At 32.8% G+C, this 18,697-nt stretch carries 10 protein-coding genes; 1 reads left to right on the top strand and 9 read right to left on the bottom strand.

The genetic code is table 11. The features are described from left to right. Positions 1-513: 513 nt before the first annotated feature. The 7 genes from J2W48_RS15190 to J2W48_RS15220 all read right to left on the bottom strand — a co-directional run bounded on the left by J2W48_RS15190 (position 514) and on the right by J2W48_RS15220 (position 13,182). The gene (locus tag J2W48_RS15190; RefSeq protein WP_310282489.1) at positions 514-1,098 is read right to left on the bottom strand and encodes an RNA polymerase sigma factor; all 585 of its coding nucleotides are present in this window, start codon (positions 1,096-1,098) and stop codon (positions 514-516) included. Positions 1,099-1,416: 318 nt separating this feature from the next. Then, positions 1,417-2,172, bottom strand: coding sequence for a glycoside hydrolase family 16 protein (locus tag J2W48_RS15195; protein ID WP_310282490.1), 756 nt, complete (start codon positions 2,170-2,172; stop codon positions 1,417-1,419). Between the two features lie 85 nt (positions 2,173-2,257). Continuing rightward, a complete protein-coding gene (locus tag J2W48_RS15200) occupies positions 2,258-3,922 on the bottom strand; it encodes a glycoside hydrolase family 16 protein (RefSeq protein WP_310282491.1) in 1,665 nt (554 codons plus the stop codon). Between the two features lie 56 nt (positions 3,923-3,978). Next, positions 3,979-5,583 carry a hypothetical protein gene (locus tag J2W48_RS15205; RefSeq protein ID WP_310282492.1) on the bottom strand — a complete coding sequence of 535 codons (1,605 nt, stop codon included), beginning with the start codon at positions 5,581-5,583 and terminating at the stop codon, positions 3,979-3,981. A gap of 12 nt (positions 5,584-5,595) precedes the next feature. Beyond that, a complete protein-coding gene (locus tag J2W48_RS15210; RefSeq protein ID WP_310282493.1) occupies positions 5,596-7,095 on the bottom strand; it encodes a RagB/SusD family nutrient uptake outer membrane protein in 1,500 nt (499 codons plus the stop codon). 11 nt (positions 7,096-7,106) lie between these two features. Beyond that, positions 7,107-10,145 carry a SusC/RagA family TonB-linked outer membrane protein gene (locus tag J2W48_RS15215; RefSeq protein WP_310282494.1) on the bottom strand — a complete coding sequence of 1,013 codons (3,039 nt, stop codon included), beginning with the start codon at positions 10,143-10,145 and terminating at the stop codon, positions 7,107-7,109. A gap of 238 nt (positions 10,146-10,383) precedes the next feature. Then, complete coding sequence (locus tag J2W48_RS15220; protein ID WP_310282495.1) at positions 10,384-13,182, bottom strand: triple tyrosine motif-containing protein; 2,799 nt, start codon at positions 13,180-13,182, stop codon at positions 10,384-10,386. 214 nt (positions 13,183-13,396) lie between these two features. On the opposite strand from J2W48_RS15220, the gene uvrA reads away from it, so the two are divergent. Continuing rightward, a complete protein-coding gene (uvrA, locus tag J2W48_RS15225) occupies positions 13,397-16,195 on the top strand; it encodes an excinuclease ABC subunit UvrA (protein ID WP_310282496.1) in 2,799 nt (932 codons plus the stop codon). 81 nt (positions 16,196-16,276) lie between these two features. On the opposite strand, the gene J2W48_RS15230 is transcribed toward uvrA, so the two are convergent. Both J2W48_RS15230 and J2W48_RS15235 read right to left on the bottom strand, forming a co-directional pair. Beyond that, positions 16,277-16,582, bottom strand: coding sequence for a hypothetical protein (locus tag J2W48_RS15230; RefSeq protein ID WP_310282497.1), 306 nt, complete (start codon positions 16,580-16,582; stop codon positions 16,277-16,279). A 625-nt stretch (positions 16,583-17,207) separates the two neighbouring features. Beyond that, positions 17,208-18,677, bottom strand: coding sequence for an oligosaccharide flippase family protein (locus J2W48_RS15235; RefSeq protein WP_310282498.1), 1,470 nt, complete (start codon positions 18,675-18,677; stop codon positions 17,208-17,210). Positions 18,678-18,697: the final 20 nt, after the last annotated feature.

Here is an 18,697-nt window from a genome sequence, read left to right on the forward strand (position 1 = left end):
TAGGTTAATTAGTAATAATATTAGTTAGTGATTCATATTCCTACAATGCATTTTAAGACAGACATTTAAATCCGTCAATTCAATCAAATAAGAGCATTACTATTTAACTAAACTAAAGAAAAATATTAAATAAACTAATAAAACAATAAATTTTAACAAATTAACCACATAAATCGTAACTTAAATCTGATAATTAATTATTCTTAAACAGAACAAAAAAACTCACTATCTGTATTTACATACAAATAGTGAGCTTTCAGCCAAAACGACCATTTGGCTTTCTTTCAAAATAAACATCCGACAAAAGTAGTGGGCTGTTTAATTAGCTATAATCTCAAACCTTTTGTTCTCAATTTTCACAATAGTTAACGCTTGTGAATAATTTAATAAAAAAGAAACAACTTCTTTTTTTGGTTTTAAGTTTTTAGTAACTAATGTCTTTTTAGAGTAAATTTTCGCCATACTGTGAAATGTTTTTATAGTAGTATAACGAACTAAGTATCAAAATAGTATTTAGTTAGTTAAAATAATTTGGTGCTTATCGATGATTTTTCTCAGATTCATTAAAGCATAACGCATTCTGCCCAATGCTGTGTTGATACTAACTCCTGTAATTTCAGAAATTTCCTTGAAGCTCATATCCTGATACATACGCATTACCAAAACTTCTTTTTGATCATCCGGAAGTTGCTGAATTAGCTTTTTTAAGTCAATTTCTACCTGATCTAAAATCATTTTGCTTTCGATAGTCAAAGAATCATCCGACATAATCGAAAAGATCGAAAATTCTTCTGTTTCTCTGTACATGGGCATTTTCTTGGTTTTGCGAAAATGATCAACAATAAGATTATGTGAAATTCGCATTACCCATGGTAAAAACTTTCCTTCTTCGTTATAGGAATTGTTTTTTAAAGTTTTAATTACTTTAATAAAAGTATCTTGAAAAATATCGTTTGAAATATCCCTATCGGCAATTTTTGAGTATATAAATCCATATATTTTAGACTCATGTCTTTTTATTAATGTTGACAAAGCATTTTCGTTGCCTTCAACATAATTTTTAACCAATAGAGAGTCAGGAATATGCAAATCAGCCATAATATTACTTTTTTGTTTCTATTTAAAATATAAAATTTTTAAAAAAGTAATTTTATTGTATAGGCTGTTTCTTTTTAGGTTATGTTAATATTGCTTCCAAATTTAACAAATAATTATTTTAAAATGCAAATGAATGGACTGATAATTAACAATAAAATCATAAAAAGAAAAGATAAAACTCAAACATTTGCAATAAAGTCTTTTAAAACCTTTAATAACTCCATCCTTTTTTAGAATTTAAAAAAGTGCAAAATATTCAAAAACAGACATTTTAAATATACCCTACACTTTTACGTATTATTAATCTTACAATTTTAATTATTGATAAACCCGAATGTAATCCACTAGAAATTTTTGTGGCAAAATACTGTCATCAACATCTGGTCCTCCAAAATTTCCTCCAATAGCTAAATTGACGATGATATAAAAAGGTTTATCAAAGGGCCATGTATCTTCGTTTTTAACTTCAGGATTAAAAGTATAGACCAGAATGTCATCAACAAAAAAGTCAATTTTATCCTTGCTCCATTCAATAGCATATACATGATATCCTTCTTCTATAGTAAGAAATTCAGTTCTTTTGGTATTAATCGTGTTGCCATGGCTATCCTGGGCATGCAAAGTCGTGTAGACCATGTGCGGATCTCTTCCTATATATTCGAGAATATCTATTTCACCCGTTTTGGGCCATTTAACCTCATCAATGTTGGAACCTAACATCCAGAAAGCCGGCCATAACCCATGACCTAATGGTAGTTTTGCTCTGGCTTCAATTCGGCCATATAAAAATTCTTTTTTTCCTTTTGTGGTAATTTTTGTTGAAGTATACTGATTTCCTTCTTTTTTGGCTTCAATAATCAAATCTCCGGATTTTATCTGGTGATTTTTTTTTGTGTAAACCTGTCTCTCATTATTTCCCCAACCGCAAAGATTGGGACATCCATCACCAAGATCGTAATTCCAAACCGATTCGTTTAATTTTTTTTTATTAAAATTTTCTTCCCAAATTAGTTTCCTTTCTGCTTGTTGAGCCAGGCAAAAGTTAGCTATCATCAATAATACTATCTTTTTCATTTTATAAATTTATTTTATTCATAAAAAAATTAGAGAATCAGTCAAAAAAACTGACTCCCTAATTTTACTTTTTTTTTTCTTTATTTTATTGATAAACCCTTACATAATCAATTTCCATTGATGATTGTGTGAAGGCAGGATCAATATTTCCCCCCAAATTACCTCCCATTGCAACATTCAGTATTAAAAAGAAGTCACTGTTAAATGGTAATGAAGCAGCATTGGCAACAGTATGTACCAGCGTTTCGTCAACATAGATTTTTACAGATGCCGGACTCCAAACCGTTTTGTAAACGTGAAATTCAGTCGAAACATTTGATATTGTTTTTGAACCAGTATCTGCACTTCCTCCGAAACGGCCTGGATAATGAAGCGTACCATGAATAACATTCTGATTATTGCCCACATGTTCCATAATATCAATTTCACCGCAGGCAGGCCAAGGTTTTGTGGCATAATTTTCTCCTAACATCCAAATAGCAGGCCAGGTTCCCGCTCCTGTTGGAAGCTTGGCTCTTACTTCTACTTTTCCATAAGTGAATTCGAATTTATTTTCGGACACCAATCTTGCTGATGAATAAGCCTCCCCTCCCGAAGTTTCTTTCTTAGCTGTAATTTTAAGGTTTCCGCCCTCTACAACAGCATTTGTCGCGGAGTTAGTGTAATTTTGTTTTTCATTATTTCCCCATCCATTATCTCCGGTTCCTAAATTATATCCCCATTTTGTAGCATCAGGAGCACCATCAGTATTAAACTCATCCGACCATACTAAATTAGTATAATCTACATTTGTATCAGGAACTTGCGAAGGTTTGGTTGTAGTAAATATATGGTACCACGCTAATGCAGGATTACCGCCCATTACCGCCCTTACAACCATTCTGTTGGCTGTTAATGATATTATTTCATAAGAACTCTGACCAATGTAATACCCCATAAAACCACCATCAGAGAAATTCATCGTTGTACCTCTGGTTTGAGTTGCATTATTAGGATTTGACATTATAACTGATTCTGATGGACTAAGGGAAACTATTTTCACTCCACCTGCATTATAAGTCAGACAGGCATCATCTGGCGAACTTCCTCCTGCAACACTTGCAAAAGCTGCGTTAAAGAAAGTAGATCCTCCATTATTCAATTCAAATTTTAATAGTTCTCCGTCAAGAGAAAACGTCAATTCATTGTCATATAAACAACTACTGGCCTGCGATCCTGCTTTTTCAAAAACGCCTGCCTGGTAATAATTGGCATAATAATTTTTAGTTGCATCCGTATCATTTTGACCAACTCCTAAATGACCCGGTTCAGAAGCTGACCAATACCATTTTTTAGAAGTTCCGTTAGTTAAAAAATTAACTGCATCAGGATCGCTAAAGTCACTTAAAACCTCAACTTCAATTGTTGTATTAGTAGCAACGCCACCTTTTCCATACGCAATAGCTGTAACGGTATACTTATTTACACCTGTTTTAGTAAATCGCTTATCAAACTGACCACCAGGCGAATTTACAGAAGTGCCATCACTAAATGCATATTTATACGAAATAGCATTATCTGCTGTTGCAACAAGTTTAACAATACCTGATCCGTCTCCATAAGGCGCATCAGTTGTTTTTCCAACAATCTCAGCGGTTATCTTAATATTGGATGGAGCAGTTATAGCTCCAAAGGCGAAATCATCTTTTTGGCAGCTTACCATGAATAGTAATGCAAAAAGGAATACTAAGTATTTATTATATTTTTTCATTTTAATTTTTTTATAAAATGTGAATTCATTTTAAATGATCTGTATAACTTTATTTTCTATTTATGAAAATATACGTTATCGATATATATTGTATGTGTTCCGCTAGGGTTTCCTGAATAAATTAGCTGGGCTATATGAGCTCGTGTTGTCAATCCTGCAAAATCACTTAAAGGAATATCTAAACTCACCCACGTTCCTTTTGCCGGTGTCGTAAATTTAAGTTCGTGTTCCTTATCATCACCTCCATTATAAGCACCATTAGGTCCGAAATCAACTAATTTTATTCTGAATTCTGTAAAATCTGAAGACCATACATCTACATGAAAGTGTGTCATTCCGGAGGCATCAATAGGAGCGACAGGCTCAATACCAACAAAATTTAAATCAGAATATTTTTTTACAGCATTTCCTGCAACAGCGGTTTCTTCCAGTACTGCGCTCGACCAGTCAGTACGCCAGGTACTTATTCCAATATTAGTGTAAGCATTACTAAATAATGATATAACATCTCCTGCTGGCGTTGTTGGTGTTGGTGCTGCAATATTTAATGCTTCTCCGTCTTTATAAAAATAAATATTATCAACAAACACGCTTCCTCCTGCCCAAGGAGTACCAACTAATTTCAATTGAAAAATCTCAGAAACAGTCATTCCCTGACTTGTAAAGGCAGAAATTGGAATATCAATACTCGTCCATTGATTAGCAACAAGATCTTTTGTAACTGGTTTTTCTGTAGGCCCTACATTGATTAAAGAAGTTTCAATTTTTTGTAAATCTGCTGTCCATACATCCATGTGTAAATAATCCATTCCTGAAACATCAACAGATGTACCATCAGCCAGAGCAATTCCCTGATAACTCAGATTAATGTAATTCAGCATTTTGTCCCCGTTCAAATCAAACTCAGTCCAGCTACTGCCTTGCCCTCCTTGTCCCCAATCCGGAAAATAGTTAGTTTCTGTAACATTGGCATATTTTGAACCATAAATAGAAATTACATTACCAGCTGGTCTGTTTGGCGGTATAGGGGCTGAAGCAATTGGGTTAAGAATTAGTATTGCAGTAAATTCTTTGGTGAACTCCGTAGTTTGAACCGCCGCACTCTTAGAAACCACACGAATAGTGTAAACTCCTGCTTCCTGATAAACATATGAAACAGATTCCCCATTGTTAACCGATATTGGATCCGGTTTTCCGGCTTCACCAAAATACACATCATAAAACAATGCAAAATCAGCAGTTGCTTTTACGGTTACTTTTTTAGACACAGCCACATCATTTGTAATAACTACTTCTAAATTCTCCGGAGCTCTGAAAGAAACAACCACATCCTGATCTACTTCAGTTGTTTTGCCATTTATTCCCATTGCAATAATTTTTGCCTTGTAAACCCCCTCTGCATACGTGTGTGTTATTGTTGCTCCCGGAGAAACATAATTGGACTGAGCGCTGCCATCACCAAAGTTAATTTTGTATTGTGTTGCCCCTTCTCCTTTAGGAAGAAAAGTAACTTTACCAGAATTATCCTGGGTTACGGTTGTCAATGCCGAAATATTTTCAGGCGCACTTATACCATCTAAATCAATATCACTGCTATCATTCGCACAACCCATAAGGATTGCAAAAACGAAAAAACTTATAATAAAATGTATTTTTTTCATAATTAATGTTTTTTAATATCCAGGATTTTGTTTCCAGTTTCCATTAGCAAATTGAATTTCTTCGATTGGCAAAGGAAATAATTCATTTTTATCAGCCTTAAAACCAGGTATTGTTCCTACTGCTTTTCCTGTTCTCACTAAATCGAAAAAACGATGTCCTTCACCAAAAAGTTCAAGTCTTCTTTCCGCTAAAATAAAATCTGTAAGAGCTGCTCCTGAAGCTGATATATTATGATTTGTATCACCAAAAGCACGTTTTCTTACTTCATTTAAATATCCTCTTGCTTTACCATCATCTATCCCTCCACGATTATACGCTTCAGCCGCCATTAATAAAACATCTGCATAACGTATGGCTCTGTAATTGTTTGGATTAGTCAAATTCAAATCCCCAGCTGCAACATCACTTCTTTTTCTTGGTAAATATTTTCTGTTGAAATATCCTGTGTCCTCATTACCTTTTCCGAAACTAATGCCATTTCCTCCATCAAAAGAGGCATTAGCAACAGCCCAGGCTTCAATATCCAGAATAGCAACATCTTTTCGTTTATCTCCTGCCTCAAAAGCATTTACTGCATCCGGTGTTGGAATATTAAAACTAAAACCTGAAGAGAACAGAGGTCCTGAATAATTTCGTATTCCGCTAAAACCAACCGCTACGTTTCCTTCGCTACATTGCAAACAAGGAAAACCAGCCCCCTCAACATCTGTATATTGTATTTCAAAAACAGATTCAGGTCCGTTTTCACCAGCTAATTCAAACATCGCATCATAATCTGTTTCCAGAGAATAAGGTGATGAATTTATTAAACCCTGAAGTGTCGTTGCTGCTTGCGAAAATTTGTTTTGGTACAAATAAGCCTTTCCTAATAATGCCTGTGCTGCTCCTTTTGTTGCTCTTCCTTTTTGCGAAGCAATTGGAGATAAATTAGCAACCGCAAAATTTAAATCAGCCTCAATAGAAGCATAAACTTCTTCAACTGATGAACGCGGAATTGTTTTTTCATCTCCAATTTTAAACCTCGCATCTCCTTTCATAGGAATACCACCAAACCATTTTACTAATTCAAATTGATAGTATGCTCTAAGAAAATGCGTTTCGGCCAAAAGTTGGGTTTTACCCTCAAAATCTGTCTTATTTTTAAATTCAAGTATGTAGTTAGCTCTTTGAACACCTGCAAACATCCAATTCCAAATATCTTTTAAATTACTGTTTACCGATGTATGAATCATATCATCAATTTGTTGAAAACCTACCACATCAGTTGGGCTTTCTCCTCCTGCAAAGGTATTATCAGAAGCGATTTCGCCTAGTAAAACATTTACATAGGAAGACTGCAACAAATCATAGGCAGCAATTAAAGCCTGATCATAATCTTCTTTAGAGTTAAAATAATTCTCAGAATCTATTGAGTATTCTGGCTTAGGATCTACGAACTCATCCGAACAAGAAATACTTATTGTTGAGAACAGAGTTAGGATTATAATGGTTGTAAATAAATATTTTTTCATTTTAATTGAAATTAAAAATTAATGTTAATCCCTAATAAATAGGTTCTTGGCACTGGATAAAACCCATAGTCAATTCCGCTTCCAATTGGAGCACCATTTGAAGCACCTGGATCAAAACCTTTATATTTGGTAAACATGTATAGATTATTTACACCTGTATAAAGTCTTAATTTTGTCATACCTGCTTTTGCAGCTACATTAGAATTTAAAGTATATCCTAATTGAATGTTTTGAATTCTGAAATAAGAAGCATCTTCTACAAAATAATCCGAAAAAACATTGTTTGCTGTTGCACCGGTAGTCACTCTAGGGACTGAATTGCTTGTGCCTTCACCTGTCCAGCGGTCTAAAACATAATCTAATCGATTGGCATCAGAAAGTGTTCTCTCATAATTACGGATCATATCGTTACCAATTGAAGCGAAAGTGTAAACTGCAAAGTCTAAATTTTTATAATTTACCTGCATATTCAACCCCATTGTTGCCTCCGGAATTGGGTTACCTAAATCAGTTCTGTCTTTTGTGTCAATTGCCCCATCACCGTTTACATCTACATAGCGAATATCACCAGGTGCTGCATTTGCTCCTAAAGCTAATTGAGAAGGATGAGCATCGATTTCGGCTTGATTCTGAAAAATACCATCGGTTTTGTAACCATAAAAATATCCCATTGGCATTCCAATTTCCATTCTTGATGGAGCTGGTTGTCCTACTCCAAAAGCACCACCTTCAATAAAACCAATTCCGTTATTAACTTCTAATACTTCGTTTTTAAGAAAAGTAACATTGTACCCAAAACTCATCGTAAAATCATCAGAGAATTTTTCTTTGTAATCGATAGCAAATTCAAAACCTGAGTTTCTCACACTACCTGCATTCAGAGTTGGAGCACTCGCCCCTGGAGCTCCTGTACCATTTATTCCTGAAACTGGAATATTAGGAATCAATAAATCGTTTCGCGTGTCAATAAAATAATCAGTTACTACAGATACTTTATCATCGAATAATCTTAAATCCAAACCAACATCAAACTTTCTTGCTTCTTCCCATTTCAAATCAGGATTTGGCACTTGTCCTGTAGCTGTTCCGTTTACCAAAGCACCATCAAAAACATAAGTCGCTTCTCCTGTCAAAAGTCCTAAATATCCGTAGTTTGGAATTTGGTCATTTCCTAAAGTTCCGTAACTCGCTCTTAATTTCAAGAAACTAATTGCTCTTGATTCTCCAAAAAAATCTTCGTCAGAAACAACCCAACCTCCTGTAAACGAAGGAAAATAAGCTACTTTGTTTCCCGGTCCAAATTTTGTCGAAGAATCACGGCGTAACATAGCAGACAAAAGATATTTTCCTTTATAATCATACTGCACTCTTCCAAAATACGAAAGCCTCCTTTGATCATAAACATATCCGCTTGTATTTAAAGCCTCAGAAATTCCTTTTGTTAAAGAAATATCCGCAAATTCCCAAGAATTATTTGGCACATCAAAACCTGTGGCAGAAACTGAATTGCCCCATTCTTTAAAAATAGTTGTTCCAAGAGTTCCTGCTATATTATGACTGTCTGCAATTTTTTTTGTATAAGTTCCGAAAAGGTCAAAAGAATAATTATTATCATTTACCGTTCTTTGAGTAACCGAACTTCTTTGTACATCAAAAACTTTTCCTCCATAACTTATTTGTTTTGCAAAGGTTTTTTCCTCACTATTTGAACTATTAAAACCAATTGCACTAGACAATACAAAACCACGGAAAAGCTTATAATCCAAACCAAAGTTTCCGTTTATTTTTTTATAATTGTAATCATTATAAGTATTATCTATTTGTGCTAATGGATTGATGATTTCAGTTCCTAATCCGGTTGTCCCTGGTACCAAAGCAAAATCGCCATTACTATCATAAGGACGTAAAGTAGCAGGGACATTTAAAGCATTAAATAAAACTGACCCTAAGCCATTTTCGTTTAATGTTTTTCTATTAAAATACGTATAAATAAAGTTTGTTTTTAATTTCAATCTATCAGATAAATCTGCAGCTAAACCAACTCTTGCGGTATTTCTTAAAAATCCCGATTTGTCACCGCCAACGATTCCTTCCTGATCTAAATGCGAGCCACTTACAGAGTAAGTCATTTTTTCTGAACCTCCAGAAATAGATAAATCATGATTGATAAGAGGTACACCTTTATTAAAAATTTCCTTTTGCCAATTGGTACCATTACCTAAACCAGAAACATTAGGATAAGGAACTGAATTTCCGCCATTAGCATAGCTTTCGTTTAATAACAAAGCATACTCCGTTGCATTAAGAGTTGGTAAAGTTCTGGATGTTTCCTGAAATCCCGTATAACTATTAAAAGAAAACCTTGTTTTAGAATTCTTCTTGCCCATTTTTGTGGTAACTAAGATAACTCCATTGGCCCCAATAGTACCATAAATAGCTGCCTGTGCATCTTTAAGAACCGTGATTGTTTCGATGTCATTAGGATTCAATAAATTTAAGTCACCCACATATCCATCAATAATAGTTGTAGGCCTGTTCTCTCCATTTGTAGCTACACCACGAATGCGAATATCCAATGGGGCTCCCGGAGCACCTGACTGGGTTGTTACGTTTACACCAGAAATCGTCCCTTGCAAAGCCTGCTCAATTCTTGCTGGCTTTAAAACATCAAGTGTTTTACTGTCTATAAAAGATACAGCACCTGTTACCTCTCTTTTTTTCTGGCTTCCGTAACCAATTACGACCACTTCTTCTAGTGATTTGGCATCATCACTCATTTTGACAGTAATTTTGTTACTTGAAATCACAACTTCCTGAGTTCGATAACCAATATAACTTAAAACAATTATCGTCCCATTAGAGAGACCTGATAATTTAAAAGATCCGTCAAAATCTGTGGTTGTACTTTGTGATGAACTTTTAACCTTGACATTTACTCCAGGCAGTGATAAACCTGATCCATCTAGTACTGTTCCGTTTACATCAAAAGTCTGCGAAAATGCAAAAGATGTAAACAGTAACAATACAATTTGCAATAATTTAGTTTTCATAATTAGTTAGTTTAATTGAAGATAAATTTATCGGATATCATTAACAATGCGTTAAAATTTACCTCAACAAAAAACATACATCATAAAAAAATGCAATTAAATTACACATAACTCAAAAAATACCCATATTTCACACCCAAACAAAAATGTTAAATTTTTTAACATTTGCATAAAAAAACCACAACAATTGTAAAATGTTGTGGTAATGTATAGTTTTATTTTGTTAGACTTTACTGTACTATACAGCTAAAATGTATTCTACTAAACCGTTTTCGTGCTGTAAATCCATTTTTTTTCGTAAACGGTACCTTTTTATTTCAACACTTCTTACAGATATATTAAATAATGGGGCAATTTCTTTTGAAGAAAGATTCAATCTTAAATATGCACAAAGGCGTAAATCATTAGGGGTTAATAACGGATGAAGCTGTTTAATTCGCTTTAGAAAATCTTTGTCGGCATTATCAAAGGCTTCTTTGAAAACCTTCCATGAATCTTCTTCTGTTATATTCTTATTAATTGTACTAATAACCGATTTTATATTTTTATTCTCATCTTGTGATGTCTTTTTCAAATCCTCTTTTATAAAAGCTAACAATTCGTTCTTGCTATTTAAACTCATTGTAGAAACTGCTAATTCACGATTTTTAGTATCAACATCCTGGGAAAGCTGTTCATTTCTAACCCTCATTAATTGTTGCTCATTTTCTAACTCTTTTATTTCAAGCAAAAGGTTATTTTCTTCTATTAATTTCTCTCTTTGCTTTTGATAAAAATTTCTGTAGGCTTTATTTATAAAATAAGCAATTACAAGAATTAAAAGAAAATAAACAAACCAGGCTAAGTTAGTTAAGTACCAAGGCTTTAAAATTATAAAAGTATAACTTGCCGTATTTTGCAAAATACTATTTGCATATTTGGCCCTAACTTTAAAAGTATATTTGCCGGGTGGCAGGTTTTTAAAATTTACTGTAGCTTTAGTACTCCATTCACTCCACTCATCCTGGAAACCTTCTAATAAATACTGATATTCTGAGTTGATATATTTATTGTATTCCGGTACAGTATAATTGAAGGTAATATTATTTTCATTGGAACTAAACTTTCCTTCTTCAGATAACCCAACATTTCGCTGATTCTGATTGAGTTTGTTTGTTGCTATGTCTGAAATTAAAACAGTATAATTTTTAAAACTAAAATCATCAATATTCAATGTATAATATCCATCTGTGGTTCCAATTAAATAAGTTGATTTTGATACCTGTGTGATATTTTCAAAACCTAACATTGAATTAGTTAACGATGAGGGAATTGGAATCACATTTTGTTTTAACTGATTACTTAGTTTGCTTGCAGAAAAGTAATGAATGTAATTTTTAGAAAACAACCATATTTTATTAGAATCATCTACAATCATTTTTCCCGACGTATATTCGTCTTTCTCAAAAACAGAACTTAACAAATTGTCTTTTTCAAACTGTTTTGTTGTATCATTTAATTTAAAAATACCCCCTTTAAAAGCATAATATATTGTATTATTAAATTTTGTCAGACTTGCATTTTTTCCTTTTGATGGAGATGAGTAAGCAGCAAAGCCTGTTTTTAATAATAATTTATCTGGTCTTAATCTAAAAATTCCTTTATATTCATGACTTACATACAAATCATGATTGCTCGTAATTTCAAAATATCGTGAAGAATAATCAAATCCTTTAATTTTATTCCTGAATTTCCATTGGTTATCCACCTTTTCCAATATCGAAATCCCATAATAATTGCCTTGCAATAATTGATTTTTAATATTCGGGATCGCTTCAAATTTCCATGTTCCTGATGCTGAAAATATGTTTTTTGCCGAATCCTTTATAATTATAAAAGTCCCTGAATCATGTCCACAAAAAAGTGTATCATCATATACAAACAAAGACCACACCTGTCCTTTTGTTCCGTTGATGAATCTAAATTCAGAATTGCTTTGACTTTTTTTACAAAACAATCCCTGATTAGTACCCACATACAGCATTCCTTTATAAGTCGCAGATGCATAAACTGTACCTAAAACCCCCGTATCATCAGTAAAACTGTGGACAGAAGATTTAACATTAATACAATTAATTCCGTTATCAAGACCTACCCATAAATTTTGATCGTTATCCTCAAAAAGTGATAAGGCTGTATTGTTACTCAAACCCTTACTTTGCGAAATATGATATTTAAGTTTACCTGAATCAGATAAAATAAAAATCCCGTTAGAAACAGTCCCTAAAGCAAAGTTTCCATCAACAAGACGCTGACTGCTATAAACAAAGCCCGCTTTTAATTCGGCATCGGCTTCTGTTATAAAAGGCGTTAAATCTGTTCCTGTTAATTTGTAAAAACCATCTAATTGAGTTTGAATCAACAATCCGTCTTCTGTTGAAAAAACATTGGCAATAGTGTTTTTTTTCAGAATAAGATTGTCTGATACCAATTTGACTTTTCCACTTTCAATTTCAAAAAGCCCTTCTTTTATGGTTTGGAAATAAATAGAGTTTTTGGTATTAAATGATTTTACAATACCATTTTTTGGTGCAATAATTTTAAAAACTTTGCTTTTTGTATCATAAATATAGATTCGATTTAGGGACTGAAACAAAATCCACTGATCATATTTTAAAATATTCCAGAACTGTTCATCGTCCAGAATTTTATTTTTAATAGTATCACTTAATGAAGTATATTTTAATTTTCCATTGGATTGCCTTGTCCAATAACCAAAATTCATATAACAGCCAGTATAAATTTTATTGTCTATTACTTTTACAGATCTTACTATAGTTTCATTAGGAGCGTGGTACAACTCCCAATTAGTACCATTAAATTCTAAAAGTCCATCGTTATTAGCAAAATATAAATAGTTCTGATTATCCTGAGATATCATCCAACTCTGATTTCCTGCTCCATAAACAGAAGAAGAATATTTGATTATTGGCGGAAACTCCTGAGAAAATGCCATGAGATTCACCAAAAAAAACAGCAAAAAGAATTTAGTTTTCAAATTTTGATTGTGGTATTAATTAACGTAAAACAGCTCTAAATTAACTTTTTTTTTATTGACATTCCTAATTTTAAATAAAATGGGCAGCTATAAAAAACTAACTGTTAAATATTTAAAAACCTGAAAATGTTTAACAGCTTTTTAAAACTCAGATAGAGTTCATTAACAATACTCAATTCAAAATTGATTACTTTTGTAGAAATTGACATTTTTTATGCAAATCGACCTTTCTACACTCGACCCAAAACATAATATAATCATTAAAGGCGCACAAGTACATAATTTAAAAAATGTAGATGTTGCCATTCCAAGAAATAAACTTGTAGTCATTACGGGGCTTTCCGGATCCGGAAAATCAAGCTTGGCTTTTGATACTTTATACGCTGAAGGACAACGCCGTTATGTAGAAAGTTTATCTTCTTATGCACGTCAGTTTTTAGGACGTCTGGACAAACCAAAAGTGGAATATATAAAAGGTATAGCGCCTGCTATTGCCATTGAGCAAAAAGTAAATACAACCAATGCACGTTCTACTGTTGGAACTTCAACTGAGATTTATGACTACATCAAGCTTCTATTCGCCAGAATTGGCCGTACCTATTCTCCTATTTCAGGTCAGGAAGTAAAAAAAAATACAGTTACTGACGTTGTAGCTGATGTAAAAAGTTTCGACTTAGACAGTAAGTGGTTATTGCTTTCCCCTATTCATCTTGAAGAAGGAAGACAACTGGAAGGCAAACTAAAAGTGCTTTTACAACAAGGTTTTGCCCGTATTCTGGTTGATAACGAAATGGTACGTTTGGATGATTTTACACCAACAGAACTTCATAAATTAGACAATAAAGATATTTTATTGGTTATTGACAGAATTATTGTTAAAGAGGAAGAAGAATTCTATAACCGTCTGGCCGATGCAGTACAAACTGCTTTTTTTGAAGGAAAAGGAATCTGCTATTTACAGGAATTAAATTCTGATAAAAGATTTACTTACTCAAATAATTTTGAGTTGGATGGCATTACGTTTTTAGAACCCAATGTACATTTATTCAGTTTCAACAATCCTTATGGCGCCTGTCCTGTTTGCGAAGGTTATGGAAATATAATTGGCATTGATGCTGATCTGGTTGTTCCAAATACTTCTTTATCGGTTTTTGAAAGTGCGATCTATCCATGGAGAGGCGAGAGTATGAGTTGGTACAAAGAGGAGTTGGTGAAACATGCCTATAAATTTGATTTTCCGATTCACAAACCTTATTACGAACTTACAGAAGACCAAAAAGATTTAATATGGAAAGGGAATCAGTATTTTCAGGGTCTAAATGGATTCTTTAAAGAACTGGAAGAAAAAAATTACAAGATTCAAAATCGCGTAATGTTGTCACGTTACCGTGGCAAAACAAAATGCCACGCCTGTCGCGGAAAGCGTTTACGCGAAGAAGCTTCTTACGTCAAAATTAATAGTAAAACAGTTTCTGACTTAGTCGATTTACCGATTAAACATTTGGTTACTTTTTTCAAAAACATAGATTTAGATGTTTACGAACAGCAAATTGCAAAACGTTTGATGGTCGAAATCAATAATCGTTTGTCATTCCTGACAGAAGTCGGGTTAGATTATCTTACTCTAAACAGGAATTCCGCAACACTTTCAGGAGGAGAATCGCAACGTATTAATCTTGCCACTTCACTTGGGAGCAGTCTGGTTGGTTCTATGTATATTTTAGACGAGCCAAGTATTGGTCTGCATCCAAAAGATTCTGAAAGACTGATAAAAGTTTTATTATCTCTTCGTGATTTAGGAAATACGGTTATTGTAGTTGAGCATGATGAAGATATCATGAAAGCGGCCGATATGATTATTGATATTGGTCCGGAAGCAGGAACTTTTGGAGGAAATTTGGTAGCACAGGGAACTTACGATGAAATTTTAAAATCAGAATCCCTGACTGCGAAATATCTGAACGGAGATTTAGAAATTTCTGTTCCGAAGAAAAGAAGAAAATTCAAAAATTATATTGAAATTATTGGCGCAAGAGAAAATAACTTAAAAAATATTAATGTTACTTTTCCACTTGATGTATTAACAGTGATTACCGGTGTTTCAGGAAGTGGAAAAAGTACACTGATTAAAAAGATTTTATTCCCTGCTATGCAGAAGAAGTTGGAGAATGCTGCTGAAAAAGCAGGTCAGTTTAGCGAAATAAACGGTTCTTTTTCACAAATTAAACATATTGAATACGTAGATCAAAATCCAATTGGCAGAAGTTCAAGATCAAATCCCGTAACCTACATTAAGGCTTATGATGACATTCGTGATTTGTATGCCAAAGAAAAACTCTCTAAAATAAGAGGTTATCAGGCGAAACACTTTTCTTTTAATGTTGATGGAGGCCGATGCGAAACGTGTAAAGGAGAAGGCTCTACAAATGTAGAGATGGTGTTTATGGCCGATGTATCATTACCATGCGAAACTTGTGGTGGCAAACGATTCAAAAAGGAAGTTTTAGAAATTACTTTTGATGATAAAAACATCAATGATATCCTGACAATGACTATAGATGATGCTATTGCTTTTTTCGAAAAAAATAAACAGGCAAAAATCACTCAAAAATTACAACCGCTTCAGGATGTTGGTTTAGGCTATGTACAATTAGGACAATCTTCTTCAACTCTTTCTGGCGGTGAAGCGCAACGTATCAAATTAGCCTCTTTTTTAGTTAAAGGAGCTACCAAAGATAAAGCATTGTTTGTGTTTGATGAACCTACAACGGGTTTGCATTTTCATGACATTAAAAAACTACTCGCCTCATTTGAAGCTTTACTAGAAAAAGGGCATTCTATTATTGTAATTGAGCATAATCTGGATCTCATAAAATGTGCTGACTGGATTATTGACCTGGGTCCCGAAGGAGGAGAAAATGGCGGGCATTTATTGGCAACGGGAACTCCGGAGGATATTGTAAAAATTAAAGAATCCATTACTGGGATTTATTTAAAAGAAAAGCTTAATTAAATAAATTAGCCACGAATTATTCCTTTTTTACTAATCGTATAAGAAATAATTCGTGGCCAGATTTTTATAATCATTTAATTGCTAAGCAACCAAACACCTTTCTTCAAAAGGAACACCATCTTCATCGATGGCAACTAAGATCTTCTTTTGTTTAGAGGCTTCAACTGTAAGGTATAACCATGCTACAGACCATAAGCCTAATGTTAAACAAAAAATAACAAAATTAAATCCGTGATCAACTGCTTTTCCGCCTTTTGATAGTACGGCAAAAAGCATTTTATCATTTCGCTCTTCAAGTACAAATCCATTATGAACCTTTTTAGAAATCATATTAGAGAATACTTGTAAGTTTTCTTCCTCCTGGTTATTAAATTGATTATTTATCATAACTGTTAGTTTCAAATAAATCAGTGTGGTTTTCCTGAAAAATTAATTTAACAAAATTAAAAAATATGAACTCTTTTAACAATACCCACTTTTAGTGATATTCAAGTAATTTTTCGGCATAAAAAAAGGAAGTATTGATAATTAACGAATTTAGAATCTCATTCAATCCCATTCCTTACATAATTTATAAAATTGTTTATGAAATTTCAACCTATGCTAATTCTGTTTTTTGACAATATATTAATAGCAAAATAGGGTTGATTTATTGTCATCTTGTAGTAATCGGGGGGAGACTTAATTTCGATATGAGTGGTTTAAAAGAATCCTGAATATTGATGCAAATCAAAAATAAATTCATTCCTTTTGTGTAAACTTTAATTTGGTATTCTAAAAATCATCTTTTAAAGGACTTACAGGATATTTCGTAGCATTTGTTTTTTTAATGTACTTGACTTTCGTCACATTTAAAATTTTTCATTATTTAAAAAAGTCTTCATTATTTTGTGCAGTATTATAACAAAAACGTAAATACTTTTTTTCGTATCTGTGAAAGGATAAATTCCATTAATAAATATAAAAGAAGACTGAATTTCAACCTGCTATGTTGTATTTATCACTAAAATAATCAAATTTTGATTCCAATTTTCTTCAGGATATTATTTATAACCTGATTAATTTCAATGGAAATTGAAAATTTATAGTTTAAATAAACATACAAAATTGTTACTAATATCGATTTTAACATGATACCAATAAGAGGGTAAAATGGAAATTCCCAAAAATAAAATAATAGGAAAAGCACAAAAGTCAATATTAATGATTCGAGAGTTTGTTTAGTAAAAGGATATAGATGCAAACGTTTTACAACAAAAAGCAACTTTGCCAGACTATATAATGTAATAGATAATAAAGTTGCGAAGGCAGAACCAATAATACCATAAATAGGAATAAAAATCATATTTAAAATAACCGTTAAAAACACTAAAAGCAATCCTAAATATAAAACCATACGGTAATATTTCGTATTAAAAATGATAGCATTATTATTACCTAAAATCAAATCAAAATATTTAGACAGCCCAATCATAAAAACAACCGGAATTCCGCCCCTGTATTCCTCTGGTACTATTTCATACAACTGATTAATATTTACAAAAATGCACAACATTACAAATCCCCCCACAATTTGCAAGTTAATAGATGTTTTTTTATACAATTCGTTCAATTCATCCTGCTTGTTTTCATGCATTAATTTTGCTGTAATTGGATATACAATCTGGTGCATGGCACGACTTGGAACAGATATTACCAACGCGATATAAGTCGCTACAGAATAATAAGCAATATTCTCGATTTTCATGTATTGATTCAGCATCAGTTTATCTCCGTCCAAAAGCAAATTAGCAACACTACCCGAAAGAATAATAAAAAAAGTATATTCCATTACATTTTTCACATTCTCTGGAATTGTAATTTGAAATCTTGGTTTTTTGATGTAAAAAGCATAAAACATCGTAATCAAAAACGCAATAAAATAAATAGCAGCTGTTAAATAAACAAATTGCACTAATGTTATCCAATGAAAATAAAGTCCAATCAAAGCCGCAGATGAAAATAAACGTAAACCAACTTCTTTAATAAAATTACCAAAAACAGAATGCATATGAACCCTGGCCCAGGCATAAAAAATCTCAAAATACGCCATACAAATTCCGATAAACGGAATTAAAAGAATATACTCTTTTACTACCGGATTCTCTTTAGAAACAAAAGCTGTTATATCATCAAAGAAAAATATTCCAATAATTCCCAGCGGAATACACATTAATAATGGAAACAAAGCAGTGAAAGACAAAAATTGCTCTTTTTCTTCTTCGGTCTCATACTGAGAATAAAATTTGACTAATGTATTTTGCATCCCAATAGCAAACAGAGGCATAATTACATTTGCTGCAGAGAGGATATAATTTGTTAAAGCATAATAGGTAGCTCCTAAATAAACGGGATATAAATAAAGTGTGTTTATGGCCCCAATTCCAAAGCCTATGTAAGTTATTATAGTATTCTTGAAGGACTGATTTAAAACAATACCCATTTTTTGAACTTATGAATTTA

Source organism: Flavobacterium piscis (genome assembly GCF_031457575.1).
Classification (GTDB): domain Bacteria; phylum Bacteroidota; class Bacteroidia; order Flavobacteriales; family Flavobacteriaceae; genus Flavobacterium; species Flavobacterium piscis_A.